This window comes from Thermoplasmatales archaeon, assembly GCA_014361195.1.
Lineage (GTDB): Archaea > Thermoplasmatota > E2 > UBA202 > JdFR-43 > JACIWB01.
Genome location: JACIWA010000002.1, coordinates 59431 through 84392, shown reverse-complemented (window position 1 = coordinate 84392; position 24962 = coordinate 59431). Strand labels below are relative to the sequence as shown.

Annotated in this window: 27 protein-coding genes and 2 tRNA genes; 18 read left to right on the top strand and 11 right to left on the bottom strand. The window is 33.8% G+C overall.

Annotated features, from left to right (window positions below; genetic code table 11):
- Positions 1-12 precede the first annotated feature (12 nt).
- Genes H5T44_01830 through H5T44_01815 form a run of 4 tightly spaced genes read left to right on the top strand, consistent with a single transcriptional unit; the run spans position 13 to position 1948 of the window.
- On the top strand, positions 13-228 hold the full coding sequence (locus H5T44_01830; GenBank protein ID MBC7080978.1) for a HypC/HybG/HupF family hydrogenase formation chaperone: 216 nt from the start codon (positions 13-15) through the stop codon (positions 226-228).
- Positions 221-589 carry a hydrogenase maturation nickel metallochaperone HypA gene (gene hypA, locus H5T44_01825; protein MBC7080977.1) on the top strand — a complete coding sequence of 123 codons (369 nt, stop codon included), beginning with the start codon at positions 221-223 and terminating at the stop codon, positions 587-589. The genes H5T44_01830 and hypA overlap by 8 nt, the downstream gene beginning before the upstream one ends.
- A complete protein-coding gene (gene hypD / locus H5T44_01820; protein ID MBC7080976.1) occupies positions 586-1665 on the top strand; it encodes a hydrogenase formation protein HypD in 1080 nt (359 codons plus the stop codon). Before hypA ends, hypD begins: the two co-directional genes overlap by 4 nt.
- A complete protein-coding gene (locus H5T44_01815; protein ID MBC7080975.1) occupies positions 1640-1948 on the top strand; it encodes a winged helix-turn-helix domain-containing protein in 309 nt (102 codons plus the stop codon). The genes hypD and H5T44_01815 overlap by 26 nt, the downstream gene beginning before the upstream one ends.
- On the opposite strand, the gene H5T44_01810 is transcribed toward H5T44_01815, so the two are convergent.
- Complete coding sequence (locus H5T44_01810; GenBank protein ID MBC7080974.1) at positions 1943-2662, bottom strand: hypothetical protein; 720 nt, start codon at positions 2660-2662, stop codon at positions 1943-1945. The genes H5T44_01815 and H5T44_01810 overlap by 6 nt on opposite strands.
- A gap of 60 nt (positions 2663-2722) precedes the next feature.
- Between H5T44_01810 and H5T44_01805 the strand changes: the two genes are divergently transcribed.
- The 3 genes from H5T44_01805 to H5T44_01795 all read left to right on the top strand — a co-directional run bounded on the left by H5T44_01805 (position 2723) and on the right by H5T44_01795 (position 5699).
- Positions 2723-3658 carry a pantetheine-phosphate adenylyltransferase gene (locus H5T44_01805; GenBank protein ID MBC7080973.1) on the top strand — a complete coding sequence of 312 codons (936 nt, stop codon included), beginning with the start codon at positions 2723-2725 and terminating at the stop codon, positions 3656-3658.
- Between the two features lie 23 nt (positions 3659-3681).
- A tRNA-Ser gene (locus H5T44_01800) sits at positions 3682-3765 on the top strand.
- 41 nt (positions 3766-3806) lie between these two features.
- Positions 3807-5699, top strand: a complete 1893-nt coding sequence (locus H5T44_01795; GenBank protein MBC7080972.1) for a peptidase C25 — start codon at positions 3807-3809, stop codon at positions 5697-5699.
- Here H5T44_01795 and H5T44_01790 read toward each other — a convergent pair.
- On the bottom strand, positions 5690-6418 hold the full coding sequence (locus H5T44_01790; GenBank protein MBC7080971.1) for a hypothetical protein: 729 nt from the start codon (positions 6416-6418) through the stop codon (positions 5690-5692). The two genes, H5T44_01795 and H5T44_01790, sit on opposite strands and share 10 nt — an antisense overlap.
- 21 nt (positions 6419-6439) lie before the next feature.
- Positions 6440-7282, bottom strand: coding sequence for an MBL fold metallo-hydrolase (locus H5T44_01785; protein MBC7080970.1), 843 nt, complete (start codon positions 7280-7282; stop codon positions 6440-6442).
- 72 nt (positions 7283-7354) lie between these two features.
- On the opposite strand from H5T44_01785, the gene H5T44_01780 reads away from it, so the two are divergent.
- Complete coding sequence (locus tag H5T44_01780) at positions 7355-7888, top strand: nicotinamide-nucleotide adenylyltransferase (GenBank protein ID MBC7080969.1); 534 nt, start codon at positions 7355-7357, stop codon at positions 7886-7888.
- Here H5T44_01780 and H5T44_01775 read toward each other — a convergent pair.
- Genes H5T44_01775 through H5T44_01760 form a run of 4 tightly spaced genes read right to left on the bottom strand, consistent with a single transcriptional unit; the run spans position 7862 to position 10685 of the window.
- A complete protein-coding gene (locus H5T44_01775; protein MBC7080968.1) occupies positions 7862-8731 on the bottom strand; it encodes a 4Fe-4S cluster-binding domain-containing protein in 870 nt (289 codons plus the stop codon). The two genes, H5T44_01780 and H5T44_01775, sit on opposite strands and share 27 nt — an antisense overlap.
- Entirely contained in the window at positions 8724-9308 is a 585-nt protein-coding gene (locus tag H5T44_01770; GenBank protein MBC7080967.1) for a TIGR00296 family protein, read from the bottom strand. The genes H5T44_01775 and H5T44_01770 overlap by 8 nt, the downstream gene beginning before the upstream one ends.
- On the bottom strand, positions 9304-9738 hold the full coding sequence (locus H5T44_01765; protein MBC7080966.1) for a bifunctional nuclease family protein: 435 nt from the start codon (positions 9736-9738) through the stop codon (positions 9304-9306). Before H5T44_01765 ends, H5T44_01770 begins: the two co-directional genes overlap by 5 nt.
- Positions 9735-10685: a M48 family metalloprotease gene (locus H5T44_01760; protein ID MBC7080965.1), complete on the bottom strand. Its 951-nt coding sequence runs from the start codon at positions 10683-10685 to the stop codon at positions 9735-9737. The genes H5T44_01765 and H5T44_01760 overlap by 4 nt, the downstream gene beginning before the upstream one ends.
- Positions 10686-10831: 146 nt before the next feature.
- On the opposite strand from H5T44_01760, the gene H5T44_01755 reads away from it, so the two are divergent.
- Positions 10832-11554 (top strand): hypothetical protein, encoded by a 723-nt coding sequence (locus H5T44_01755; GenBank protein ID MBC7080964.1) that lies wholly within the window; start codon positions 10832-10834, stop codon positions 11552-11554.
- On the opposite strand, the gene H5T44_01750 is transcribed toward H5T44_01755, so the two are convergent.
- Positions 11551-11976: a 30S ribosomal protein S15 gene (locus H5T44_01750; protein MBC7080963.1), complete on the bottom strand. Its 426-nt coding sequence runs from the start codon at positions 11974-11976 to the stop codon at positions 11551-11553. The genes H5T44_01755 and H5T44_01750 overlap by 4 nt on opposite strands.
- Positions 11977-12194: 218 nt before the next feature.
- Here H5T44_01750 and H5T44_01745 point away from each other — a divergent pair, with 218 nt between their 5' ends.
- From H5T44_01745 to H5T44_01725, 5 genes are read left to right on the top strand one after another with little or no spacing between them, the layout of a single operon-like run.
- Complete coding sequence (locus H5T44_01745; GenBank protein MBC7080962.1) at positions 12195-12434, top strand: PRC-barrel domain-containing protein; 240 nt, start codon at positions 12195-12197, stop codon at positions 12432-12434.
- Positions 12435-13685, top strand: a complete 1251-nt coding sequence (locus H5T44_01740; GenBank protein MBC7080961.1) for a CoA-binding protein — start codon at positions 12435-12437, stop codon at positions 13683-13685.
- A complete protein-coding gene (locus H5T44_01735) occupies positions 13682-15406 on the top strand; it encodes a ribosome biogenesis/translation initiation ATPase RLI (protein ID MBC7080960.1) in 1725 nt (574 codons plus the stop codon). Before H5T44_01740 ends, H5T44_01735 begins: the two co-directional genes overlap by 4 nt.
- Before the next feature lie 38 nt (positions 15407-15444).
- A complete protein-coding gene (locus H5T44_01730) occupies positions 15445-16596 on the top strand; it encodes a PKD domain-containing protein (GenBank protein MBC7080959.1) in 1152 nt (383 codons plus the stop codon).
- The gene (locus H5T44_01725; protein MBC7080958.1) at positions 16587-17177 is read left to right on the top strand and encodes a hypothetical protein; all 591 of its coding nucleotides are present in this window, start codon (positions 16587-16589) and stop codon (positions 17175-17177) included. Before H5T44_01730 ends, H5T44_01725 begins: the two co-directional genes overlap by 10 nt.
- On the opposite strand, the gene H5T44_01720 is transcribed toward H5T44_01725, so the two are convergent.
- Entirely contained in the window at positions 17174-18211 is a 1038-nt protein-coding gene (locus tag H5T44_01720) for a DUF362 domain-containing protein (protein ID MBC7080957.1), read from the bottom strand. The genes H5T44_01725 and H5T44_01720 overlap by 4 nt on opposite strands.
- 185 nt (positions 18212-18396) lie before the next feature.
- Between H5T44_01720 and H5T44_01715 the strand changes: the two genes are divergently transcribed.
- The 4 genes from H5T44_01715 (at position 18397) to H5T44_01700 (ending at position 23265) form a co-directional block, all read left to right on the top strand.
- Positions 18397-19170, top strand: coding sequence for an ArsR family transcriptional regulator (locus H5T44_01715; protein ID MBC7080956.1), 774 nt, complete (start codon positions 18397-18399; stop codon positions 19168-19170).
- A 116-nt stretch (positions 19171-19286) separates the two neighbouring features.
- Positions 19287-19378, top strand: a tRNA-Lys gene (locus tag H5T44_01710).
- 39 nt (positions 19379-19417) lie between these two features.
- Complete coding sequence (locus H5T44_01705) at positions 19418-22918, top strand: glycosyltransferase family 39 protein (protein ID MBC7080955.1); 3501 nt, start codon at positions 19418-19420, stop codon at positions 22916-22918.
- Positions 22915-23265, top strand: coding sequence for a carboxymuconolactone decarboxylase family protein (locus tag H5T44_01700; GenBank protein ID MBC7080954.1), 351 nt, complete (start codon positions 22915-22917; stop codon positions 23263-23265). The genes H5T44_01705 and H5T44_01700 overlap by 4 nt, the downstream gene beginning before the upstream one ends.
- Here the strand turns inward: H5T44_01700 and H5T44_01695 are convergent.
- Both H5T44_01695 and nth read right to left on the bottom strand, forming a co-directional pair.
- Complete coding sequence (locus H5T44_01695) at positions 23255-24295, bottom strand: 50S ribosome-binding GTPase (protein MBC7080953.1); 1041 nt, start codon at positions 24293-24295, stop codon at positions 23255-23257. The two genes, H5T44_01700 and H5T44_01695, sit on opposite strands and share 11 nt — an antisense overlap.
- Complete coding sequence (nth, locus tag H5T44_01690; GenBank protein ID MBC7080952.1) at positions 24264-24905, bottom strand: endonuclease III; 642 nt, start codon at positions 24903-24905, stop codon at positions 24264-24266. Before nth ends, H5T44_01695 begins: the two co-directional genes overlap by 32 nt.
- Positions 24906-24962: the final 57 nt, after the last annotated feature.

Sequence of the window (24962 nt, the reverse complement as noted above, 5' to 3'; positions counted from 1 at the left end):
AATTTAAATGCGATGTGTCTTGCAATTCCTGCAAAGATAGTTAAAAAGAATGGAAATAAAGCGGTTGTTGATTATGGAGGAGTAAAGAGGGAAGTGGATATATCTCTTGTAAATGCAAAAAAAGGAGATTATGTGATTGTTCATGCGGGTTTTGCAATACAGGTTATAGATGAAAAAGAGGCAAAGGAAACAATAAAAATCTTTGAGGAGATTTCAAAAAATGCATGAATTTTCTACAATGCAAAATATAATGAGTATTGTTATTGAGGAAGCAAAAAAGATGGGAGCTAAAAAAATTAGCAAGGTTACTGTTGAAATAGGTGAGCTAACTTTCCTAGGAGAAGAGCAGATGAAATTTGCTTTCAATTTATTAAAGGAGGGAACAATTGCTGAAAATGCGGAATTAGTTATTATTAAGATAAAAGCAAAAATTAAATGTAAATGTGGTTATAAGGGAGAAATAAGGTATGGAGAAAAAAACGATTTTCATATCATTTTTCCTATTATAAATTGCCCATTGTGTGGAAATGATGCAGAAATTTTGGAAGGAAAAGAATGCAGAATAAAAAGCATTGAGGTCGAAACATGATTGCTTCGCTTCGCAATAAAAATTTTGCAAATGCAATAATTAAAGAAATTAAGAAAATTGGATTAAATTTAAAAATAATGCATGTATGTGGAACTCATCAAGACACAATTTTAAAATATGGGCTGGATAATCTGCTTGCGGAAAGCGGTGTTGAGATAGTTCAAGGACCAGGCTGTCCAGTATGTGTTACAACACCCATAGAGATAGAAAAAGGAATAAAATTAGCGGAAGAAGGAATTACAATTGCAACATTTGGGGACATGCTGAGAGTGCCAGCGAGCAAAACACTTGAAAAAGCAAGAAGTGAGGGGGCGGATGTAAGAGTTGTTTATAGCATAACAGATGCAATTGAAATAGCAAAAGAAAAAGAAACTGTTTTCATTGCAGTGGGATTTGAAACAACCGCCCCCGCAACAGCCATCTCTTTGCTAAGAGAACCAAAAAACTTCTCTATTTTAAATTTTCATCGGTTTATCCCTCCCGCCCTGGATGCATTGCTTGGGATGGGGGAAATAAAATTAGATGGAATAATATGCCCGGGACATGTATCTACAATAATAGGAACAAAGCCATATGAAAAAATTGCTAAAAAATATAAGATTCCTCATGTAATTGCGGGGTTTGAACCACTTGATGTGCTTCTTGGGGTATATATGATTGCAAAACAAGTTGAAGAAGGGAGATATGAAGTGGAGAATGAATATAAAAGATGTGTAAGGAGGGAGGGAAATATAATTGCTTTAAAAGTGATAGATGAGGTCTTTAGTAAAAAAGATGGGGGATGGAGGGGTTTTCCTGTAATTAAAAAATCAAAAATGGCTTTAAGGAAAGAATTTGAGAAATATGATGCGGAGAAAATTTATGAAGATTTAATCTCTGAAGTTAGAGAAGCACCTCAACAAAAAAATTGTAAATGCGGGGAAGTTCTGAGAGGCATAGTGAGGCCTGAGGAATGTAAGCTTTTCGGAAAAATTTGTAATCCCTTGCATCCAGTTGGCCCATGTATGGTTTCAATTGAAGGGGCATGCAATATTTCTTACAGGTATAAAGATGGATATAGAAATAGGGACTATTGAGGAAAGAATAATTAAAACACTGCAGGAAAATTACCCTATTACTGTTGCGGAGTTAAGCAAAAAATTAAATATGCCAGAAGAAAAAATATTGTTTGAATTGAATAAACTTCAATCAAGGGGAATTGTTGTTCTTGAACCACTTCCAGATAAAATATTTGTAAGACTTATAAGATTTGATATAAGATTTATAGGAAGGAGAAGGCAGTATAAGTTTATAAAAAAGAAGAAGATGAAATTTAAAGAGGAAAAAGAAGATAGTAAGGATGATATAATGTACTCATAGGAGATCAATCTCTTCTATCAAGCCAAGATATTCATTTCCTCTACAGACCGCAACAACATCTCTCTCCTCTATAATTTTTATTATTTCATCTCCCTTTTCATTTTCATTGCATATCGGAATTTCCCTCACCAATCCAACCAATGATGTTTCGAGCAAAGATGTCTTTTCTGGATGATAATCCCTTGCTTTCTCTTTTGTTGAAATAAGCGGTAAAATCTCTCTAACACCTATTACTCCAGAAAATTTTTTATCAAATAAAACAGGAACAAATTTCCTGTTACTTGTCTTCATAATGTTTATTGCCTCTGCAACTGTATTTTTTTCCTCCAGTGAGGGGATGGATTTCATTAATTCCTTAGCGGTTTTTTGCAATCCGGTTTTCTTAAGAATATCAACCAATCTTACATAACCAATTATTTCTTTTTCAGATGTAACTATCAGCCTATCAGCACCACTAGCAATCATTACACTTTTTGCTTTTTGTATTGAAAATGTTCCATCAATCTTTGGCACACCCACAACAAACCTCTTTATTTTTTCATTTCCAAGTACTCTACTTTTTATCAAATTCCTTTCATCTATTATTCCAATTGCTTTCTTATTACTTACAATTATAGGAAATTCCGCCTCCCCGTAGATATAACCAAATATTTTCCTTATTTCTTCATTTTCATCAATTAATTTAAAATCTCTCCTAACAATTTCCTTTATCATCAATAGTAAAATATTTTTTCTTATAATAAAGTTTCTTATACTTGCATTAATTTATGGGCAATGAAAGTTTGTATAGGAGGGACATTTGATATAATACATGAAGGGCATATTTCAATTCTTTCAAAAGCTTTTGAAATAGGTGATGAAATTTATATAGGGATATCAACAGATAAATTTGTTGAAGAAATGGGGAAAAAAGCTAGGAGCTATGAAGAAAGGAAAAAGAATATTGAGGAAATTATAAAAGATAAAAGATGGAATAAGAAATTTAAAATTTTACCTCTTGAAAATATCTATGGCATTACTCTTGATGAAGATTTCGATGCAATAATTGTATCTCCAGAAACTGAGGGAAGGGCTAAAGAAATAAATGAGTTTAGGAGAAAAAAAGGAAGGAAAGAGATTAAAATAATAGTTGTGCCATATGTATTCGCCAATGATGGGATACCAATAACCACAAGCAGGATAAAAGCAAATGAAATAAGGAATGGAAAGAGAATTAAGCCATTAAAGGTTTTTATTGGATCGAAAAATGAAGTTAAGATAGAAGCGGTGAAAGAAGTTTTTAATGAATTTTTTAAAGGAATTGAAATAATTTATGAATTTGTTGGAATTGATACAAAAAAACAGCCATGGAATGAAGAAATAATTGAGGGAGCAATAAATAGGGCAAAAAAAGCTTGCATAAATGGCGATTATGGAGTAGGTATAGAGTCTGGTATAAAAGAGGAAAAGGGATTTTACTTTATTGAGCAATATACCGCAATCTTTGATAAAACAGGGTATACAACTCTTGGAAAAAGCCCTTCTTTCCAATGTCCAACCCACCTAATAGAAGCTCTAAGAGAAGGAAAAGAGTTAAAAGAGTTGGTCCCTTTTAAAAATAAGGAGGAGGAAAAAAGAGGATTTATATGGTATCTTTCAAAAAATATTGACAGAAAGGAGATAACAAAGTGTGGTGTTAAAATGGCTTTGTTGCCAAGAAAAAGTTTATAATTTTTATATCATTTTCATTACAAGCGGGGATGGCCCAGCCTGGTAAGGCGCAGGATTGCTAATCCTGTGGTCGTATGACCTCGCGAGTTCAAATCTCGCTCCCCGCGCTTTCATAGAAAGATTTAAACTCAAAAAAGAATTCATTTCTATGGAAAAGTTAAAAAATTTGTTTGTTGGTTTAGTTCTTTTGGCCAGCTCGTTAGCTTTTGGAATAAATGCGGAGAATAAAATTTCGGAAGAGATAATATTTTCAGAGCCAATGATATTTGATAATGGATACATTAAAATCAAGGAGGCAAATGGCTATACAAACGATGCTTACTATCCCTGTTTGCCAACTTTTACAAAAACTTTTACATTTGATATTGGAACAAAAATAAAAAGAATTGAAATGATTCCAAACGAAATTAAAAAAATACCAGTGAAAAAGGAAATACCTCCTTCAATTGGTGCAATACCCTTAGGAAAAGAATATAGGGAGGCAAAAGGCGCATATTATTTTGATTTTTATCCGGATAAATGGGGCATATATAATATTGGAGTGGGGCTTGATAAAATATTCTTGACTTTCGAACTATATCCAATAAGATACCACCCTCATTTAAATATTGTTGAATTTGCGAGTGAATTTGAATTGAAAATAATATATGAAAAAGGAGTGCATAAAAATGTAGAAAATTATGATCTCCTCATTATTTGTCCTCAAAAATGGAAAGATGATGTTGAGACTTTAAAGCAACATAAGGAAAGCAATGGAATAAAAACAATTGTTGTATCAACAGATGATATCTATAATAATGTTTATTTTGCTGTGCAGGGGAGAGACGATGCAGAAAAAGTGAAGTATTTCATTAAAAATGCAAAAGAGGAATGGGGGGTAAAGTATGTTTTGCTTTTTGGAGGAATGAAGGGACAGAGATTCTGGGAATGGTATGTGCCAGTCAGATATACAAATCTTGATGATAACTCGAGCTGGGAAACTGGTTATTTAAGCGACTTATATTTTGCGGACTTGTACAGATATGATGAAAATAATGGTACTGTTGTTTTTGATGACTGGGATAGCAATGGAAATGGAATATTTGCGGAATGGAATAAGAAAAGTAAGGATGTTCTTGATTTATATCCAGATATTTATGTCGGGAGGCTGCCCGCAAGATATGATTGGGAAGTAAAACCGCTTATTAATAAAATAATAAATTACGAAAAAAATGCATATGGAAAAGATTGGTTCAAAAGAATGATTGCTATTGGAGGAGATTCTTTCCCTGATATAGAAGTAGGAACAGATTATATAGAAGGACAGGTTGAATGTGACCATGCTCTCAGTTTTATGGAAGGATTTGATAAAATAAGGATATATGTTGAAGGAGGGGATTTTTCCTTTACTCCAGAGAACGCAGAAAAAATTATCTCGGAAGGAGCAGGCTTTGTTTATTTCAGCGGGCACGGAAATCCAGCGAGCTGGGCAACACATCCCCATAATGACTTTGAAACATGGATTGATTTTGGATTGAAAAATATAAGAGCACTTAGCAATGGAGAAAAATTACCTGTTTTAATTGTTGGAGGTTGCCATAACAGTCAGTTCAACAGCAGTTTGTTAAGATTTTTAACGCAAGGAATTTGGGCATATTATCTCGGAGAAATGACACCTCAGTGCTGGAGCGAGCTAATGCTAAAAAATATAAAAGGGGGAAGTATAGCAACAATTGGAAACACGGGTTTGGGATATGGAACAATAGGAGATGGTCCGGTTGATGAAGTTCCAGATAGTGTTCCGGATGGAATACCAGATTGTATCCAATATTTAGGTGGATGGCTTGAACCACATTTCTTCAAAGTATACATTGATGGAAAAGATGTGCTTGGTGAAACATGGGCTAACACACTTGCAGATTATCTCAATCATTTCCCAATTGACTGGAGTAAGGATTGGATAGGAGAAAGACCTTATACAATTGAATTAGTTGATTGCAAAACAGTTCAAGAATGGGTCTTATTCGGGGATCCGAGTCTCAAGATAGGGGGTTATTCGTAATTAATTTCCCTCGCTGGTATCCCTGCATAAACTTTTTCCTTCTTCAATTTTTTATCTTTTGTTACAAGAGTTTTTGCCCCCACAACAACATTTTCTTCTATTTCAACACCCGGCATTATGAAAGAATCTCCCCCTATAAGACAATTTTTACCAATCTTAACTCTTTTTATTATCAACTTATCTTCCGCTAGATGAGCAGTTATTAAGCTCCGCCCTCCTATCATTGTATTTTCCCCTATCTCAGTAACACATGGATCCGCAATCCATTCTTCCCCAGCTAAAAAAACATTTTTACCTATTTTACAACCAATAAGAGACAAGTAAAACGATTTTATAGGTGGCAAGACAAAAATATTTATCAGTTTATACGTCGGATAATATAGAGAAAAATAGAGTGTATATTTGAAAGTGTTTTTATCTTTTATATTTTTAGAATACTCTCCTTCTTTATATTTAATTCCTAAAACATTTATGAAGAAAGCGGTGGAGAAAATAGAAGAAAAAATAAGTATTAAATAACTGTTAACAAGTGCAAAGGATAGAATAAATATCCCGTATATTGATTTAATAAATGGCAATTTTAAAACATAAAAAATTAATAGAACCTGAGGGAATATTGCTATAGAATATGCAATTATCGGCACAATAAAAATCAAAAATATCCTATAAACACTTATAAGAGAAGCATCGAATTTTTTCTCTTCTCCCTTATATTTCATATAAGTTATAAATTTAAATTTTTAATATTTTTCCCATAGCTCCTTTCTTCTAGCTTCAAGAATCGAATTTTTTAAACCATTCCATTCCGCAAAGGTCTTTATTCTGTCCCCGTACATCTCATAAAGTGTTTTCATTCTTTTTTTATAGTCAATATCACGAAGCAAATGATGATCAAGTATAAGTTTGCAATCTATTTTCTCCATTATCTCAATTAAATTTTTCTCCGCTTTTTCTAAATTTTCCATGGAAAATTTCCATCCAAGAAAGTAAGAAGGAGGACCATCCATTATAAGAATCTGGGGAGCTTCTTCTATTATATAATCTCTCGCCCTCTCATAAACTGGGCCTTGCACATCTGATGCAAAGAGGATTTTTTCATTCTCCTCAACACTCACCATAATTACATATCCAACAATTGCTCCCTGCGGGCCGTGAGGAAAAGGAGGGGAAAATTTTATTCTAAGATCATCTTCTCTGTATTCATTTCCATCACAGTATATTATTTTAGCTTTGTTTTCAAACAATTTATAGAAATAACTCCCCCTTTCCTGCTGGCTTCTGTTTATAAAACTGTCTATTCTTTTAGCATATATTTTTTTCCCACAATAAAAGCTTTCATCTGGGTCATAATGGTCATAATGATAATGGGTTATTACAAAAATGTTGCAATCAAGGGCTATGCTTCTTATCTTCTCCTTCGCTTCATAAAGGGCATTAATTTCCATTTCATGAGGAGGCAATCCATAACGAGATGGCCCCAGGGCAGCGGACGCATCTATAAAAATCCTATCTTCTTTTGTTGCAATTAAGGTTGCCATTGAGCGAACGCCCATTGAGTCTGAGAAAAGGGGCATGAGCTCCATGAAAACATATGAAAATGAGTAAATAACTTTTTTTAAATAGAAAAATAATTATTCCTCTTCCCTATTTTTCTTATGCGCGCTTTAATTATTGGAAGATTTCAGCCTTTCCATATAGGACACGCAAAAATTTCGGAAAAATCAAAAAAATATGAAATAATTTTTGCAATTGGCTCCGCTTATGAAAGCTTTACTTTTGAAAATCCATTTACATGCAGTGAAAGATATGAGATGATTATTCTAGCTATGAAAGAGAAAAAAATTAAAAATTATCACATTGTGCCAGTTCCTGATATAAACAGATACGGACTTTATGCAAAGCATGTTAAAGAAATTGTTCCACCTTTTGATTTAGTTATCTCCAACAATCAATTGATAAAAGAGCTTTTTGAAAGAGAAGGATATAGAGTAGTTGAAATGCCATTTTTTAAAAGAGATGTTTATCAAGGTAGGGTTATAAGGGAGAAAATTTCTAAAAGAGAGAGATGGGAAAATCTTGTTCCAAAGAGTGTAGCAAATTTCATAAAAGAAATAAATGGTGAGGAAAGAATAAGAAAGATTGCTGAGATGGGTTGCAAGAACTCAAATCAGTTTAATCCCCTTTTTTAAAGCATATAGATAAACTTCATTGTATTCTCTTTCTGTTAATCTCCTATTTATTTCTTCATTCTCATGTGCTTTATATGTTGGATAATATTGATCCATAATATTGACTAATGCATTCGGAATATTTTCAGAAATCCAATCAATTACTGGCTTCGAACAGCAATCTATATGCGAAGGAAGCACAAGGTGGCGCACTATGACTTCCCCTTGCTTATATGCTATTTCATGATTTCTTGTGATAATTTCAAGGTATCTGTCTATATTGGATAATTTTTTTGCACAGTGATTATTTCCGTATTTAAAATCTGTTAAATATAAATCAATAACATGCTTTAAAATTTCCATCGTCTCTAAACTGCAATACATATTTGAATTCCATATCTGTGGAAGATTTGAATTGCAATTCTTCAACACTTTCAATATATAAAGAAGATGAGGTGTTGGCTCTCCACCAACCCAATTAATATTTCTTGCCCCATTTATTTCCGCTTTCTCTATCAAAATAGCCATTTTTTTTGGCTCTATGTAAGAACCACTTTCAAATTGAGAAATATCCCAATTTTGACAATATATGCAGGAAAAGTTACAGCCCGAAAAGAAGATTGTATATGAAGGAATTAAAACTTTCTCTTCTCCGTAATGGAAAAAATGGGAGGAAATTTTTGTATTTTTTACTCCGCATCTCCCCTTATTTTCATTCCTATTTACATAACACTTGTGTTCACAGAAGTGACATTTTTTGAATATTTCTTCCGCTTCTTCTATCAATTTATCTATTTTTCCCATGTTTTTTGTATAATTGTTTTTTGCTTTTTTATTTAATATCTCATAGTATTTTTCAAGCATTTTTGATTATCTTTCCCTTTGGTGTTTCTTCGCTAAATATCTCCCCTTGAAATACATAAACCTTGGTGTCTTTATTTTTCCATTCATTTGGCGGTAAGCCCGCCTTTATGCAAGTGTGTTTTAAAAATTCCAAAACATCCCATCCATACTCACTCGCTACTTGGGGCAACAGCAAGCCCCGATTCATTCCTTTTTCTACCATCAAACCATCTCTACCAATCTCTATATGTTTAGGATATTCCTCTGGCTCAACTTCAAGCAATTTGGGCTTAGTCAATAAAGTAACTTCTATAATGATTTTATCCAACTCATCTTCTATCAAATCAGGAAATCTTGGATCATGGCATGCGGAGATCGCGGATTCTTTTATCGCTTTTCTCAGTGGCATTATTGGCTCTGGGATACCAATGCAACCTCTCAGCTCTCTCTCTGGATACGTGTTTATTGTAACAAAAACCCCTCTATTTTCTTCAAAATTTTCAATGTCATCAATTTTTTCCCCTTTTACATGCCTTTCTATAACATATCTTGTGTACCTCACAAGTTTTTCTCCATCTTCAAATTTAATCATTTTAATACTCCATACCCATTTCTCTCCTACTTTTCCCCGCTTCTTTCAAAACTTTTTCATCAACAAATATATCACACCCTTCTCTTACCGCAAGTGCTATACAATCACTTGGACGGGCATCAACAACAATCTCCTCGCATTTGCCCTTTCTTACATATTCTATATAAAGTTTTGCAAGAAATACCCCATTCACAAGGTCATCTATTACCACTTTTTTTATTGATGCGCCAAGCAAATTTATCACTTCTATAAATAAGTCGTGAGTAAAGGGACGATGGTATCTCTTTCCTTCTAAACCATTCATTATGCTCTCCGCCTGAGTATAACTAACAAAAATTGGTAAAACAGTTTCATCATCAACTAGAAATATTTCCGAATAATTGTCACCATGATATACATGAGGATATATCTCCATTTTTACCAAATTTTTACTCATGATAATTTCGCCAGCCTTCTTATCCTATCAACTACATTCGGATGGGATGAAAAAATCTCCATAATTCTTTCAAATGGGCTCGCTTCCGCCACACTTGCAAATTGCCTCATTTCATATTCATCCAGATGTCCATCTAAGTTTAAATCCGCCTTTCTCAAATCATTTATTTCACTTCTCGCAGCTGAAGGATCTGTTGCAAAAAATGCCTTTACACCTTCAACACTTTTTATTTTTACTGGGGGAATTCGGGATGTACTAATAGTAATTCTATAGAGAGCAGATGCGAGAGGATGAGATTTTCCAGTTAAGGTGTATGATCCATAATCCGCATAATATTCTCTTAATCTGCTCACCCATAAAACTAGTAGATTGGATACTAAATAAAAGATAAAGGCTAGGGCGGAAATTAAAGATGCTTTATTTCTATTTCTTCCGTATAATGAACTCCAGAAAATGTAATAACTTATAAGAGGTATAACTGATAAAAGAGTTATTACCGCCATATCCCTATGCTTTATATGAGATATTTCATGCCCAATCACTGCCTCCATTTCTTCATCGTTCAAAATATCAAGCAGTCCTCTGGTCACGCATACTCTTCCATCTCTCTTGCTTCTCCCAAAAGCAAAAGCATTTGGCAAATCTATTTCTGAAATTCCTATCTTTGGTTTTGGTATTGATGCTTTCTCAGATAACCTTTCAACTATTTCATGCAGTTTTGGCATTTCTTCTCTGCTCACATATTTAATCTTCATCGAGAACTCCACAATCTTGGGGCTTACGAGATATTGCAAAACAATAACAGATATAGCCATAACAGAAATTATAATTGGTTGGCCATAGCCAGCTATATAGGCAATGAATGTAAGCAACCCAAATATTATTCCAAATAATAATGCTATTGCGATCGCGAGTCTTGTATAAAGCCCAATGACATTTCTTTTCATACCAGATAATAAAAAAATCAAATATTAAAGCTTTACTCCGGTTTTCTATTATTTTATCTTAGGAAAAACAGATTTTGGTTTTTTCCAAAGTTAGCAGCATCATTTTCCTTTATAAAGATTTAAATAATATGAAGGATATAATTTTAATGATAGGATTGATAACGGAAAATTTTTCATTTTACTACGATATTGTTGATTTACTCAAGAGAAGAAAGATACCTTTTATTACACTTTCTTATGAAGATAATATACCAAGCAGCGTTGATGTGATAATAACATCTGATAAGAAAAAACTCAATATAAAATTTGATAAAATTATTTGCTATGAGGAAGGGTGCAATATAGACAAGCTCATTGATAAAGCCATTCTTCTTATGTCAAAAAACAAAAAGCTACTTTTCGGTATAGATCCAGGAGAAAAAATAGGTATAGCGGTTTATAGCGGAGTTATGCTTATAAAAAAATTTGTTACAAAGGATCCCAAAGAGTTAATCTTATTTATAAAGGAAATGATAAGCGAGGCGGGGGCGGAGGAAGTGGTGGTGAAGGTAGGAAATGGAGGGGGGCTGATAAGAAATAGAATAATAAATCTGCTTCAAGATGAAAATTTACTAATACAAATAGTCGATGAATCTGATATTCAATCTTTTGATGACGATGCAATTTCTGCTTGCAAAATAGCGATGACGCCAGGAAAGGAAATAAAATATAAAATGAGTGTTGAGCCAAAAGAGGGAGAAATTAAAAACATACAACGCCTGAGTAGATTAAAGAGTAAAAATATAACTATTTCAAAAGAACTTGCTAGAAAAGTGCTGATAGGGGAAATAAGCTTGGAAGAGGCAATTGAATTCCAAAAAAGAAGTTAGGAGTAACTCCAGTCCGCGGGAATTCTTCCCTCTCTTTTATAATATTTTACCAATCTATTTATCTTTGCTTCTATAAGATGCATTCTTCTTAGATTGTGCAAATCTTTCCTGTGCTCTTGCAAATGTTTTTTGAGGTTTTCTCTTTTAGCCAGCAAATTTGTTAAGTCTTCTGGCAAAGGAGGCAATATATTATGCTCTTCAAGCACATCAGTAATTCTTTTGCCTATAGCTGCTTTCACATCGGGCACGCCATGAACATCCCTTAAAATTAGACCTATCATAGATGGCTCTTTACCTTCTTCCGCCATCTTTATTATTAGTTCTTCTATCTCTTGTGGCTTTAAACTCCAATCCGGATGTATTCTTTCTGCCGGCCTTTTTGAGCCAGATTTGCCTTTTCTTCTCGCATGCATTCTCGCCATATTGGGCTAATAATTTTTTAATATATAAAGGTTGATAGTTTTAATGCTAAAAATTATGCAAAAAATAATTTCACAAGAATGCATTTATTTTAGCATTTCTTTGCGAGAAAAAGGCCTCATAGCTTCTTTTTTCAAAAATTCAAACTTTTTTCTAAGATTTTAAATTTTTAAAAAAGCGCAAATTTAAAAAGGCAATAGTATTTCATATTTTGATAAACATGAAGATAATGGAGAATGAATTGAGAGGAAAGAAAGTTATGAGCAATAGCGGGTTATACTTAGGGATAGTAAGAAATATAACAGTTGATGCAAGTAGTGGAAAACTTCTCGATCTCATTGTAGAGCCATCAGACAAAATAGACCCTCGCTTATATAATCAGAATGAAGAAGGTTACATTCTATTCCCGTTTGAATCAGTTAAATCAGTCAAAGATTTTGTTATATTAAGCGAAGAGTAAATGGAGAAATTTTTCAAACCTAAAAGTGTAGTAGTAATAGGGGCATCTAGCAAGAAAGGTAAAATAGGTTATGAAATTTTTAATAATATTATAAAGAGTAAAGTAGAAGCATATCCTATAAATCCCAACAGAAAAAAAATTTTAGGGAGAAAATGCTATAAAAGCTTGGAAGAAATAAATAAGAAAATTGATTTGGCAGTTATTGCTGTTGAAGCAAAAAAATGCGTTGAAGAAGTAGAGAAATGCGGAATAAAAGGAATAAAAAATATTGTGATAATCTCCGGCGGATTTAAAGAAATCGGGGAAGCGGAGATAGAGAGAAAAATAGTTCAATTAGCAAGAAAATATAAAATGCGAGTCATCGGACCAAACTGCATTGGAGTATTTAATGCGGAAAATGGATTTAATACCTTTTTCCAAAGAAATATGGAATTGCCAAAAAAAGGAAATGTTGCAATATTAACCCAATCAGGAACATTTGGAATAGCCCTTCTTGAAAAATGTGCTGTGGAGGGAATAGGTGTTACAAAGTTTGTATCCTATGGAAATAAAGCGGATGTAAGTGAAGTTGATTTAGTCAAATATCTCAAAAAAGATAAAAAAACAGATATAATTGCAATATATGCAGAAGAAATTGGCCGAGATTTTTTTGAAGTAGAAAATGAGAAAATTACAGTCATTTTGAAGTCCGGAAGGAGCAAATTAGGGCAGAAAGTTGCCTCTCTTCATACTGGAGCGATGGCAACAAATCATAAGATATTTGAGGGTGCATGCAAGCAAAGAAACATAATATTCGTTGATGATTTTGAAGAATTCTTCGGAGTGCTAAAAATACTTGCAATGCGAGGGCTCCCACCGGACCAAAAGGTGGCGATAATTACCAATGGGGCTGGGCCGAGCGTGATGGCTTGCGACTTTGCGGGCGAAGCGAGGCATATAGAGATTGCTGAGACGATAGATCTTACCGGAAGCGCTACCGCAAAAGATTTTCTTGAAGCGATCGAAAGAAGCAAAGAGGATATAATAATTCTTACTTTTGTTTTTCAGGATTCCCCACTTGCAGAAAGTTTGAAAGAGCTTTATTCCGGTCTAAAAAAGATGAATAGATATTTTCTGGCAATATGCATGGGTGGGAAATTTGTGGAGGAACAAAAGAAGAAATTATTGAGGCTTAAAATACCAGTTTTTGAAGAGCCAAGAGTTGCGATAGGTGCTATTGATAAAATTGTTGGGTATAAATTGAGAAAATGAGGATTGCAGTAATAAATAGAGATAGATGCCAGCCAAAGAAATGCTCAATGGAATGTATAAAGTATTGTCCAAAAGTAAGAGGGGGGTCCGAGGTTATTGTAATGGAGGAAAATAAGCCAGTTATATCGGAGGAGCTATGTGCGGGTTGCGGGATATGTGTTCATAAATGCCCCTTCAAGGCAATTCATATAGAAAATTTGCCAGAAGAATTGAGAGAGAGTGTTGTTCATCAATATGGAGAAAATGGTTTCAGGCTTTTTCGCTTACCTGTCCCAAAGAAAGGTAAGGTAGTTGGATTGCTGGGAGAGAACGGTATCGGAAAAACAACCACAATAAAAATTTTATCTGGTGAGATAAAACCAAATTTAGGAAAAATAGGAAAAGAACCGGACTGGGAAGAGATAATTGAACTATACAGGGGAACAGAACTCTGCCATTTTTTAAAAAATGTTTCTGACGGAAATTTGAAAGTTTCAATAAAACCCCAATACATAGATGAGCTATCAAATTATGAAGGGAGTGTAAAAGAGTTTCTTTTAGAAAATGGGGTTGATGATAAAATTGATGGAATGAGTGACAAGAAAATGAGTGAGCTTTCTGGAGGTGAATTGCAAAAAGTTGCCATTTTTGCTACTTTAAAAAAGGATGCGGACCTCTACCTTTTTGATGAACCCGCTTCCTATTTAGATATAAAAAATAGGATAGAAATTGCAAAAATGATAAGGGAAATATCAGAAAATAAAATGGTGGTTGTTGTTGAGCATGACTTAGCAATAATTGATTTCCTTGCTGACATTGTGCATATTTTATATGGAAAGAGAGGGGTTTATGGAATTGTATCTGATGCAAAAAATGCGAGGCATGGTGTAAATATATATTTATCGGGTTATTTAAAGGAGGAGAATGTTAGATTTGGAGATGAAATAAAATTTGAAAAGCATCCTCCAAGAGAATTCAAGGAAGTAGAAAATTTAATCTATTTTGAAAAATTAAAGAAAAAATATGATGATTTTGAATTAAATGTAAATGAAGGAAAAATAAATAAGGGAGAGGTTGTCGGAGTTGTTGGACCAAACGGAATTGGAAAAACAACATTCGTTAAGCTCCTTGCTGGATTAATTGAACCAACTGAAGGAAAAATCGATGCAAAGATAAAAATAAGTTACAAGCCACAGTATATAAGAGCAACTGAAGGAAAAGTAGGGGAGCTTTTTGAAAAAAATAAAGAAAAGTTTCACAGTTTATATGAAAAGGAAGTTTTGCATCCCCTTGATATAAAATATTTTTATGATTATGAATTGAAGAGCTTATCAGGTGGAGAGCTACAAACTATTTCAATTGCATATTGTCTAAGCTTGGATGCGGATCTATATCTAATTGATGAGCCATCCGCGTATCTTGATGCAAAACAAAGAATGAAAGTTGCAAAGACCATAAAAAGAGTTATGGAGAAAGAAGGAAGAGCCTGCTTGGTTGTAGAGCATGATATATATTTTATTGATATGGTCAGTCAATCATTGATGGTTTTTTATGGTGAACCAGGAAAAAAAGGATTCGCTAAAGGACCCATGAGCTTAAGAGATGGGATGAACCTTTTTTTAAAGGACTTGGAGATAACATTTAGGAGAGATGAGGATAGCAATAGACCGAGGATAAACAAAATTGGCTCAAGGCTTGATAGAGAACAAAAGGAAATAGGGGAATATTATTATGAAATTTGAAACCAAAAAGAATAAAAAATTGAAATTGATAAATACCTATGAAAAAAATTGTTTACATGGTATTATTCCTCCTGTTAGTGTATCAAGTAATTGCAATAAATTCCGCTCCAGTGGCAGATTTTAATTATGAAATAAATGGTAAATTTGTGATTTTTGATGCTTCCCCTAGTTATGACCCAGATGGATATATTATTTCATACAGCTGGAATTTTGGGGATGGAATCGTAGGAATCGGTAAAATTGTAAATCATACATATGAGTTGGAGGGAATATATAATGTGACATTAACTGTGGTGGATAATTCTGGCAATGTAAATTCTACCACCAAAACCATAACAGCAGATATTACTCCTCCTAGCACAGTTTGCAAATTAATCCCAAACGCTAACGGAAGAAGCGGATGGTATGTAAGCAATTTAATTTTGAATTTAGCCGCAGAAGATGCTCTAAGTGGTATAAACAAGACTTTTTACAAAATTGATGAAGGCAACTGGAAGGAATATATATCATCGGTAATAATTTCTGAAGAAGGAGTTCATACCGCTTATTATTATAGTGTCGATAAATCTGGAAATTATGAAGAAAGTAAAAGCGTTGTATTTAAGATAGATAAAACTCCTCCATCAACCAGCATTTTTATTGATAAAAATTCTTCAAATGGATGGTATAATGAAAAGATAAATGTTTCTCTTTTCCCAAATGATGGAATATCTGGGATAAATAAAACACTGTATAGAATAAATGGGGGGGGATTTTCAGAATATAATGGGAGCATAAGTATTGCAGATGGAAAATACTTTTTTGAATATTTCTCAGTTGATATGGCAGGAAACTTTGAAGAAATTAACAGAATTGAAATAAAAATAGATACAGTTTCTCCCGAAATAAATATTTTATCTCCTTCAAAAGGGCTTTATGTGTTTGGAAGAAAAATTTTTGATACAGAAACGGTCTTCGTAATAGGGAATATAACAATAGCTGTTGAATGCTATGATTTAAATGGAATAAAAATCATAGAATTTTATTATGATGATATATATAGAGGAAATTCAAATTCTTCAATTTCATTTTGGGAAATAAACGAATTTTCGATCGGAAAGCATAAAATAAAATTAATTGCTTATGATTTGGCGGGAAATAAATGCACAAAAATCGAGGAAGTTTATATAATAAATCTGAAATGGAATTAAAAGAATTTGTGAAAATCTACGGGAGAAGATACAGTGATATTTTAAGAATTAAACCAGAAAAGGAGCCGTTTAAATGGTTTCTTGCATCTCTTCTTTTTGGAGCTCCTATAAGGGAAAGGAATGCAATAAAAACATATAAAATTCTGGAAGAGAATGGATATAATAGCCCTGAAAAGATAGTTGAGGCGGGGTGGGGCGAGATTGTGAGATGTCTTGATGAAGGAGGTTACACGAGATATGATTTTAAAACGGCGGATAAAATTATTGAAGCCTGCAAAAATATAATAAAACTCGGGGGAATTGAGAAATTAAAAGAAAAGCAGGAAGTTAAAGAAAATTTAAAAAATCTGGCGAAAGGAATAGGTGATGTTACAGTGAATATATTTTTAAGGGAATTACCCTGGGCGGAGCATGATATATCTGAATATGCGATAATTTCTGCAAAAAAGCATTCATTATTTAACTCAAAATTTAAGAAAATAAAGGGAATAGATGAAGTTGAAATGGAAATAGCATTTATGAAGCTTGGGAGGGATTTTTGTAGGAAAGGGAAATGTGAGAAATGCCCTTTTCCATGTTAGAGATGTATTAGCTTATATTCCATTTTTCCAACGCCAATTTTTTCTCCTTCTATTAGCTGTATTTTTCCATCTATTTTATGGATTTCATAAAATATGTCTTTTCCTGCATAATGGCAAACCAAATCATAAGATGCTTTATCTATTGCAACCGCATCATTGCTCGATAAAATCCCAATATCATTTAAAATTGGCTTATCTGGAAATGAACAGCAATCGCATCTAGGTGTTATATCTATCAGAAAGTTTATGAAAGAAACTTTTTCTCCAAATTTTTGAATTACCGCTTTGCAGGCAATTGCCACTCTCCTCTGTAATTCATTTGTCTCATCCAAATAAAAACATCCCTGCTCGCATAAAACCGTGCATGCCCCGCAACCCCTGCATTTTTCATAATCTATAAAAATCTCTCTGCTTGCTTCATAAATTGCTCCAGCTGGACAAAAAGTAAGGCATTTTTTACACATTATGCATTTATTTTTATCGTGCTTGGGCTTGCTTGTGGAGTGCTGCCATGCCTTTCCCGCCTTGCTACAGCAACCCATTCCAACATTTTTTATCGCTCCGCCAAAGCCTGTCATCCCATGACCTTTGAAATGAGAAATAGCGACCAGATAATCTGATTCAATTATTGCTCTCGCAACCCCTATCTTTTCCTTTCCCAACTGAACAATTTCTTCATCTCTTCCGAGCAACCCATCCGCTATTATAATCGGGCAATTCATTGAGGAAATGTTGAAGCCATGCATTGAAGCGGTGTATAAATAATCTATTGAATTTCCTCTATGTCCTCCGTATAATGTTGTTGTATCAGTAATGAATGGTTTTCCTCCGCACTTTTTGACCATATCTACAACTTTACGAACAAAGAATGGGCGAACATATGCATTATTTCCAAGCTCTCCCATATGCAATTTAATTGCAACAATATCTCCTTTCTCTATCCTATTAACTTTTTCAAAAATTTTTTCTATGCCCGAATGAATTGCATCTCTTGCAAAAGGTGTTGATGCGGACTTGAAATAAATCTCGCTCATGTAAGAAATATTTTCTTAATTTATAACATTTTTTGAAAAAACTTCTTTCCCGTGCATTTTTCAAATTCTCCTGAAAATCTTTTCATTATCCAAAAGTATTTTTCTGGTTTTCCATATTTTTTCTTCCATTCCGCTCTAACCTTTACATGAATAGCAATATTTTTAATTCATGAAATAATAGAGCCATGGTTAAGGACTTGCTATCAAAAAAATTTCTTATATTGCTTGAAATAGCGACAGATGAAAAAAACTTGAGTGATATAGCAGAGAAAATAGGAATTACAAAACAAGGTGTATCTAAATATTTGAAGGAAATGAAGGAAAATGGTTTGGTTAATGTTGTTAATGGGAAATATAAAGTCACAGTGAAAGGAATTGAGAAAATTTTCAGCAGTTTAAATTCTTTGGAGAGATATTTGGAAGAAAAGAAAAAGAAATTAAATATAATGAAGATTTGTTACGCAATAGCGGGAAATAAGATAAAAAAGGGAGAGAAAGTCGCTCTTTTTATGAAAAATGGGTATTTATATGCCTACTCTGGGAGAATATCATCTGCTTATGGAATATCAACAAAAAATGTAGAAAAAGGGGAGGATGTGGCAATAACAGGAATAGAAGGAATAATTGAGCTTTCTTTAGGAGAAATATATCTGTTTCCCATCCCATCTCCTGAGAAGAAAAAAACAAGTTTTGAAAAATTAAGAAAGAAAATACAGGAGATTAAAGTTGATAAAGTGGGGATAATAGGAGAAATTGGGAGAATAGCGGTGAAGAAGGCTAAAATAAAGCATGATTTTGAATTTTGTCCAGTGAATTCTGCTATTGAAGCAGTTCAAAAGGGTCTCAAAGTTGCCTTAATTGGAGAAGAAAATGATATAAGAAAAGCAATTTTATCCATAGAAGATTATAATTCCAAATCAACAAAGGAAATCAAATATCATCTTCTTTCCATAAGTTAATAGGTGTTAGCATTAGATAGGTTTGAGCATTAGAAACTGTTTATTTCCTAAAATCCCGCAAAAATTATTCTTTTAAGGGATGTGAAAAAATATATATATCAAAGCATTTTTTCATAGGGCCTGTAGCTCAGCTAGGTAGAGCACCTGGCTTTTAACCAGGTGGCCGAGGGTTCGAAATGGCAAAGCCACGAAAATCCCCCCAGGCCCGCTATAACCACAAAATATTTATTTGCAATTTTTTATCCACGTGATTAAAATGAAAAAGATAGATGCCTTGTGGCTTGCTTGCGCATTTGTGCTGGTGCTTTTCTTGAACGCCTATTTTAACTTTTCTTCAGATGTTGCAATAAATAGGGAAGCAAATTTGCTCGAGGAAAAATATTATCTATCAGGTCCAGACCCCTATTACAATATGCGCTTACTCGAAAAAACTTTGGAAGAAGGAAAATATCCATATATGGGTGGTAAGCATGGCGACCTTGATCCTCTCCTCAACTATCCATTGGGTGGCTCAGGTAGCAGGCCCCCTCTTTTCACAATGCTCACGATTGGATTGGGAAAAATATTTTCTTTATTTATAAATGAAAGCGATGCAATGGGATATGCAATGCAATTGGTGCCAGCAATATATGGAGCACTGCTTGTAATTCCTGTTTATTTTTTGGGAAAAATTGTTTTCAATAGGAAAGTTGGTTTGATTGCATCCCTCTTCGTTGCTCTTATTCCAATTCATCTTGCATCAGGACACGGCTCCGCATACTCCCTTTATGACCATGATTCCTTTGTTCTTTTATTCACAACTTCATCACTTGTCTTTTTGATAATGGCTTTAAAAGAAGAAAATAAAAAAGCATCTTTCCTGCTCGCTTCTTTATCTGGAATGTGTGTTGCGGGTATAACAATGACATGGGTATCTGCGGAATATATATATGCTCTCATAGCGGTTTATGGAGTTATTCAAATGCTAATTGACATAGTAACAAAGAAAATAGAGGAAAAGGTTCCAGTAGCAATTTTAACCTCAATGCTTTTTGGATATGTATTATCTTTCCCTATTACTTGGGTTAAAAGTGGATTCACAAGCATTTATTTAACCATAATAATTGCGGTTGGTATCTTCAGCCTAATATACATATATATAGGAAAAAAGAATATACCATGGATTATTTCAATACCGTCAATTTTTGGACTCGGAATTTTTGCTCTTATATTTCTCTATCTAATCAGGAACACAACAAATGCTTTCCTTAAGCTATTTACTCCCATATCTGAAATAATATTTGGGAAGGCGATATACGGTGGAAAAGTATCCTTAACAATAGCGGAGGCATTTCCCTTTGATATAGGCAGAACCATAATGTCATTCGGGCCAGTTTTCTATTTGATTGCATGTTTTGGATTTGTCTTCTTCCTATACCAATTCTATAAAAGAAAATTTTATAGAGAATATTTCGCAGTATTTGTATGGCTTGGAATCGAAATTTGGCTTGCAAGCACAGCGGGAAGATTTCTAAATGATTTAGTCCCCTTAATTGCGGTTTTTGGAGCATACGGGTTGTGGATTATAATCTCCAAAATAGATTTCTCGGGCATGATTAAGAAGATAAAGGAGGCGGGCGGGGGATTCCAGGCAATGAAGAAAGGAGTGAAAATAAGGCACGTTGCGGGAGCAATTTTCATTGCCCTTTTTGTAATCTTCCCAAATACCTGGCTTGCCTTTGATGCATCTCTTCCCTCAAATATAAAGCACGAATATCAGACAAAAACAAATAAGCTTGGGGCATATGGGCTCGGTTTCAATACAGAAGAATATTGGGTTGATGCATTTTCATGGCTTAAGAGAGAAAATACAAATTTAAATGAGAGTGAAAGGCCAGGGTTTATTTCGTGGTGGGACTATGGCTTTTATTGTGTTGCAATAGCAAAGAATCCAACAGTAGCGGATAACTTTCAAGAAGGAATACCGCCAGCAGCCAATATGCATACCTCAAGGAGTGAGAGGGAAGCGGTTGGGGTCTTTATAATTCGTCTTGCGGAAGGAGATGTAAAAGAGAAAGGAGGGGTAACTGGTGAACTTAGAGATATCTTCAATAAGTATCTGGGTGATATGAGTGATGACTTAGAAAAGATTTTGGAAGGAAAATATGAAAATACATCCGCTGGCAAGATTGTTGGGGAGAGTTATGGAGGGAAAAACTATATTGTAAGGGAAGAAAATGCAATTTATCATGATGGTGTAAAAGTATTAACGCTACTGGATGACGAAAATATAACAATGCTTTATAGAGAAATTCAGAATTATACAGGAAAAAGTATAAGGTATTATGGTGTGGAAGGATATGATGTAAATATTTTCAATGTATTTACTTTTCTCGCGGATAAAGGAGTTTTTGGATATGAAACCGCAGAAGATGATTACTATAAGCTATATTATCGCTCATCAAAAACGGGACAAAGCTTTACACCCGATGAATTGAGAAATATAACAAAGGGATTGACACAAGATGAAATAAGAGAAATATATGGTAAATTTGATACATATACAGAGAAAAAGCAAGGTTTTTATGAGAGCATGGTTTACAGAACATATTTAGGAGTTACATTATCAAAAGAAATTTTTGAAGGAGCGGAAAGTTATGGCTACTGGTATTTAATTCCTTTCTGGACAGATAATGCAACAAATCCATTTGGAGAAGGAAACTATTCTTACAATCCAACCATCTACATGAAACATTTTGTTATAAAATATATCTCTCCAGTAAATACCACAACCTCAAAGCTGTTCCTGAGAGGGGAGTTATGTTTAGGTATGCCTGCGGTTGTAATTGCAAAATATTATGAAGGAGCGAGAATAGAAGGGAGATTATTGAGTGATGGCGAGCCACTTGAAGGGGTGAAAGTTGTTGTTAGAGATGACTTTAGCCAATTACTTCAGATGAGATATGGAAATCAAATTTTAAATAGAACTCTTGAAAAGATTCCTCATGATATAAGTTTTACTGACAAAGAGGGAAAATTTAGTGTTATTGCTCCCGCTGGCAATATAACAATTTCTTTCTATTCGAATGAAACACTTATAAAAGAATTGAAATTTGATGGAACTGACTTCCCGCCAATAAGCGAGGAGGAAGCTACAAGAGTTGTTCATTGGATAAGAGATGTTGGAGCAATAAATATTGAAAAAGGAGGAATAAAGGGAATAATTTATTGGGATAAGAATGGAAACGGAGAATATGATGGAAACGATGAAAAATTGCAGGCAAAAATTGTTTTTGATGGAAAAGAAATACATGCAAGTGAATACGATTTCCAAAAATTACTTCCAATCAGTTATAGAATAAATGTTTCAAAAGATGGATATGAAACAAGAGTAATAGATGTAAATGTAATGCCAAATTCAACAATATGGCATAATATTTCATTGATTCCATCGAAAGTAAATGTTAGTGGTGTTGTATGGTATGATGAAAATAATAATGGATTAAGAGAAGAAAATGAGGTAATGCAGGGTGTGACAATTCAATTTAATGTAATAGAAAAATTGGATGATTACTCTGTAAATGAAAGTGCGAGATCAAATTCAACAGGCTATTATGTAGTAAGACTTTATCCTGCGAAATATAAAGTGGAGGTAAATTACTCGCGAGTTATAGAAAATGAGACAATTTATTACAGATATGAAGGAATAGTTGATGTAAAGATAGGAGATTCACCGAAAACGATTGATATAAAATTGAGGAGAGAATGAGGTACAGAGAATTTAAGGAATATAGGGAAAAAATTAATAAGAAGATTTTGCAGGAGGGGACACTAAATACAAAGAGATTTTTTTCCCTTGACAACAATGTTTATCTGGACAACAAATTGAGTAGAAAAACAAAGGAATTGCTGGGGCTTGTTGCATCAGTTGTGCTGAGATGCAATGATTGCATTCTTTACCACTTGGATAGATGCGTTGAAGAAGGATATACAAATGATGAAATATATGAAGCTTTGGATATAGCCCTTATAGTTGGTGGCTCAATAACAATACCTCATATAAGATATGCTTATGAAATGATAGATGAGATAAGAAAGGAAAAAGCTATCGGGTGATTATTGTAAGGATATCTCCATCAGCCAGCTCATGGTTTAGTCCTACCCTTTGTCCATTGAAAGAAACTGATTTCCCCCTTACTATTGCATACTGAAAATTTTTTACAAAGTCACGATGAAGCTTTTCACAAACATCTCTAACAGTAGCTCCTTTTTTCATAACCATTGGCTTCTCTTCTATTTTCTTTTTTTCTGGTTTCATATAAACTCTTATCAATTCAAGCTTTTCAAAAATTATTCTCTTTAATTCTTCTAGTCCATGCCCAAATTTTGCTGATATATAAATTGCATCCAAGCTTTTTTCTACTTGCTCAATATCTATTTTATTTATTACTCTAATAGCTGGCAAATATACTTTATTTCCTAATACTGCATCTATAAGTTGCTCTTCATTAATATCATCTCTTATAACAACATCTGCATTATTTAGATACTCCATTAAAATTGCTTTCGCAACTTCCTCACTCATCCTGCATTTTTTTGAAAATTGAATTGAAAATCCCCCTCTATCCTTTTTTCTTATTATAACATCGGGTTTTTTTTCGTTTATCTTTATTCCCGCCTCTCTCAACTCTTTTTCTATTTCTTCAATCTTATCAACTGTATAAATATCAACCATTATAATTATCAAATCAACATTTCTCACCATTGAAATTATTTCCTTTTCTGCTTTACCTTTTAGTAAACCGGGCAAGTCAATTATCTGTATCTGAGTTCCTTCATATTCCATCATCCCTGGCACTGGCAATTTTGTTGTAAAGGCATAGTCCGCAACATCACTCCTCGCATTCGTCAAACTGTTCAGCAGAGTAGATTTTCCAACAGAAGGTGGCCCAACTATTGCAACACTTGCATCCCCCGCTTTTTTTATCGCAAAACCATGCCCTCCCTTCTTCCCGGATTTTTTTGCCTCCTCCTTGAGGCGGGCGAGCTTCGCCTTGAGGCGCCCTATGTGTTTCTCGGTTGCTTTATTGTAGGGGGTGTTTTTTATTTCTTCTTCAATCCTTCTTATCTCTTCTTCGATACTCATAGGCACTCCTGCATATCTTATTTAAGACGCATTTCTCACAAAGTGGATTTTTTGCCCTGCATATTTTTCTTCCATGAGCAATTAAAAGATTTGACAAATCAAACCATTTATCTTTTGGAAATTTCTTCATCAGATCTTTCTCAATTTTTTCTCTATTTTTCTCATTTGTAAGTCCTATTCTCTGGCTCAATCTCATCACATGGGTATCGACAACAATTCCCTCATCTTTTCTGAATGCGTTTGAAAGAACGACATTTGCGGTTTTTCTGCTCACTCCAGGCAGAGAGAGCAATTCCTCCATATTAACAGGCACTTTTCCACCATATTTTTCGGATATTATTTTACAGCACTCTTTTATATATCTTGCCTTATTTTTGTAAAAATTCACGCTTTTTATATAATTTTCAAGCTCGCTTATATCCGCTTTTGCAAAATCCTCAGCATTTCTGTATTTTTTAAAAAGCTCTTTTGTTACCATATTTACCCTTTCATCTGTTGTCTGGGCGGATAAAATAGTTGCAATAAGAAGTTCTAAAGGGTTTGTATAATTTAGAGCGGTGCCCTTGACATATGGATATTCTTTCTTCAAAATATCTACTATCTCAATCATTTGCTGAATTAAAATAATCGCTTATTTTAATTTTTTCATTTGGGTAGCTTAAACTAG

What these genes read in the sequence shown, in the direction of transcription:
- H5T44_01830 (MBC7080978.1), top strand. Translation starts at nt 13, where the DNA reads ATGTGTCTTGCAATTCCTGCAAAGATAGTTAAAAAGAATGGAAATAAA.
- hypA (MBC7080977.1), top strand. Translation starts at nt 221, where the DNA reads ATGCATGAATTTTCTACAATGCAAAATATAATGAGTATTGTTATTGAG.
- hypD (MBC7080976.1), top strand. Translation starts at nt 586, where the DNA reads ATGATTGCTTCGCTTCGCAATAAAAATTTTGCAAATGCAATAATTAAA.
- H5T44_01815 (MBC7080975.1), top strand. Translation starts at nt 1,640, where the DNA reads ATGGATATAGAAATAGGGACTATTGAGGAAAGAATAATTAAAACACTG.
- H5T44_01810 (MBC7080974.1), bottom strand. Translation starts at nt 2,662, where the DNA reads ATGATAAAGGAAATTGTTAGGAGAGATTTTAAATTAATTGATGAAAAT.
- H5T44_01805 (MBC7080973.1), top strand. Translation starts at nt 2,723, where the DNA reads ATGAAAGTTTGTATAGGAGGGACATTTGATATAATACATGAAGGGCAT.
- H5T44_01795 (MBC7080972.1), top strand. Translation starts at nt 3,807, where the DNA reads ATGGAAAAGTTAAAAAATTTGTTTGTTGGTTTAGTTCTTTTGGCCAGC.
- H5T44_01790 (MBC7080971.1), bottom strand. Translation starts at nt 6,418, where the DNA reads ATGAAATATAAGGGAGAAGAGAAAAAATTCGATGCTTCTCTTATAAGT.
- H5T44_01785 (MBC7080970.1), bottom strand. Translation starts at nt 7,282, where the DNA reads ATGGAGCTCATGCCCCTTTTCTCAGACTCAATGGGCGTTCGCTCAATG.
- H5T44_01780 (MBC7080969.1), top strand. Translation starts at nt 7,355, where the DNA reads ATGCGCGCTTTAATTATTGGAAGATTTCAGCCTTTCCATATAGGACAC.
- H5T44_01775 (MBC7080968.1), bottom strand. Translation starts at nt 8,731, where the DNA reads ATGCTTGAAAAATACTATGAGATATTAAATAAAAAAGCAAAAAACAAT.
- H5T44_01765 (MBC7080966.1), bottom strand. Translation starts at nt 9,738, where the DNA reads ATGAGTAAAAATTTGGTAAAAATGGAGATATATCCTCATGTATATCAT.
- H5T44_01760 (MBC7080965.1), bottom strand. Translation starts at nt 10,685, where the DNA reads ATGAAAAGAAATGTCATTGGGCTTTATACAAGACTCGCGATCGCAATA.
- H5T44_01755 (MBC7080964.1), top strand. Translation starts at nt 10,832, where the DNA reads ATGATAGGATTGATAACGGAAAATTTTTCATTTTACTACGATATTGTT.
- H5T44_01750 (MBC7080963.1), bottom strand. Translation starts at nt 11,976, where the DNA reads ATGGCGAGAATGCATGCGAGAAGAAAAGGCAAATCTGGCTCAAAAAGG.
- H5T44_01745 (MBC7080962.1), top strand. Translation starts at nt 12,195, where the DNA reads ATGAAGATAATGGAGAATGAATTGAGAGGAAAGAAAGTTATGAGCAAT.
- H5T44_01740 (MBC7080961.1), top strand. Translation starts at nt 12,435, where the DNA reads ATGGAGAAATTTTTCAAACCTAAAAGTGTAGTAGTAATAGGGGCATCT.
- H5T44_01735 (MBC7080960.1), top strand. Translation starts at nt 13,682, where the DNA reads ATGAGGATTGCAGTAATAAATAGAGATAGATGCCAGCCAAAGAAATGC.
- H5T44_01730 (MBC7080959.1), top strand. Translation starts at nt 15,445, where the DNA reads ATGAAAAAAATTGTTTACATGGTATTATTCCTCCTGTTAGTGTATCAA.
- H5T44_01725 (MBC7080958.1), top strand. Translation starts at nt 16,587, where the DNA reads ATGGAATTAAAAGAATTTGTGAAAATCTACGGGAGAAGATACAGTGAT.
- H5T44_01720 (MBC7080957.1), bottom strand. Translation starts at nt 18,211, where the DNA reads ATGAGCGAGATTTATTTCAAGTCCGCATCAACACCTTTTGCAAGAGAT.
- H5T44_01715 (MBC7080956.1), top strand. Translation starts at nt 18,397, where the DNA reads ATGGTTAAGGACTTGCTATCAAAAAAATTTCTTATATTGCTTGAAATA.
- H5T44_01700 (MBC7080954.1), top strand. Translation starts at nt 22,915, where the DNA reads ATGAGGTACAGAGAATTTAAGGAATATAGGGAAAAAATTAATAAGAAG.
- H5T44_01695 (MBC7080953.1), bottom strand. Translation starts at nt 24,295, where the DNA reads ATGAGTATCGAAGAAGAGATAAGAAGGATTGAAGAAGAAATAAAAAAC.
- nth (MBC7080952.1), bottom strand. Translation starts at nt 24,905, where the DNA reads ATGATTGAGATAGTAGATATTTTGAAGAAAGAATATCCATATGTCAAG.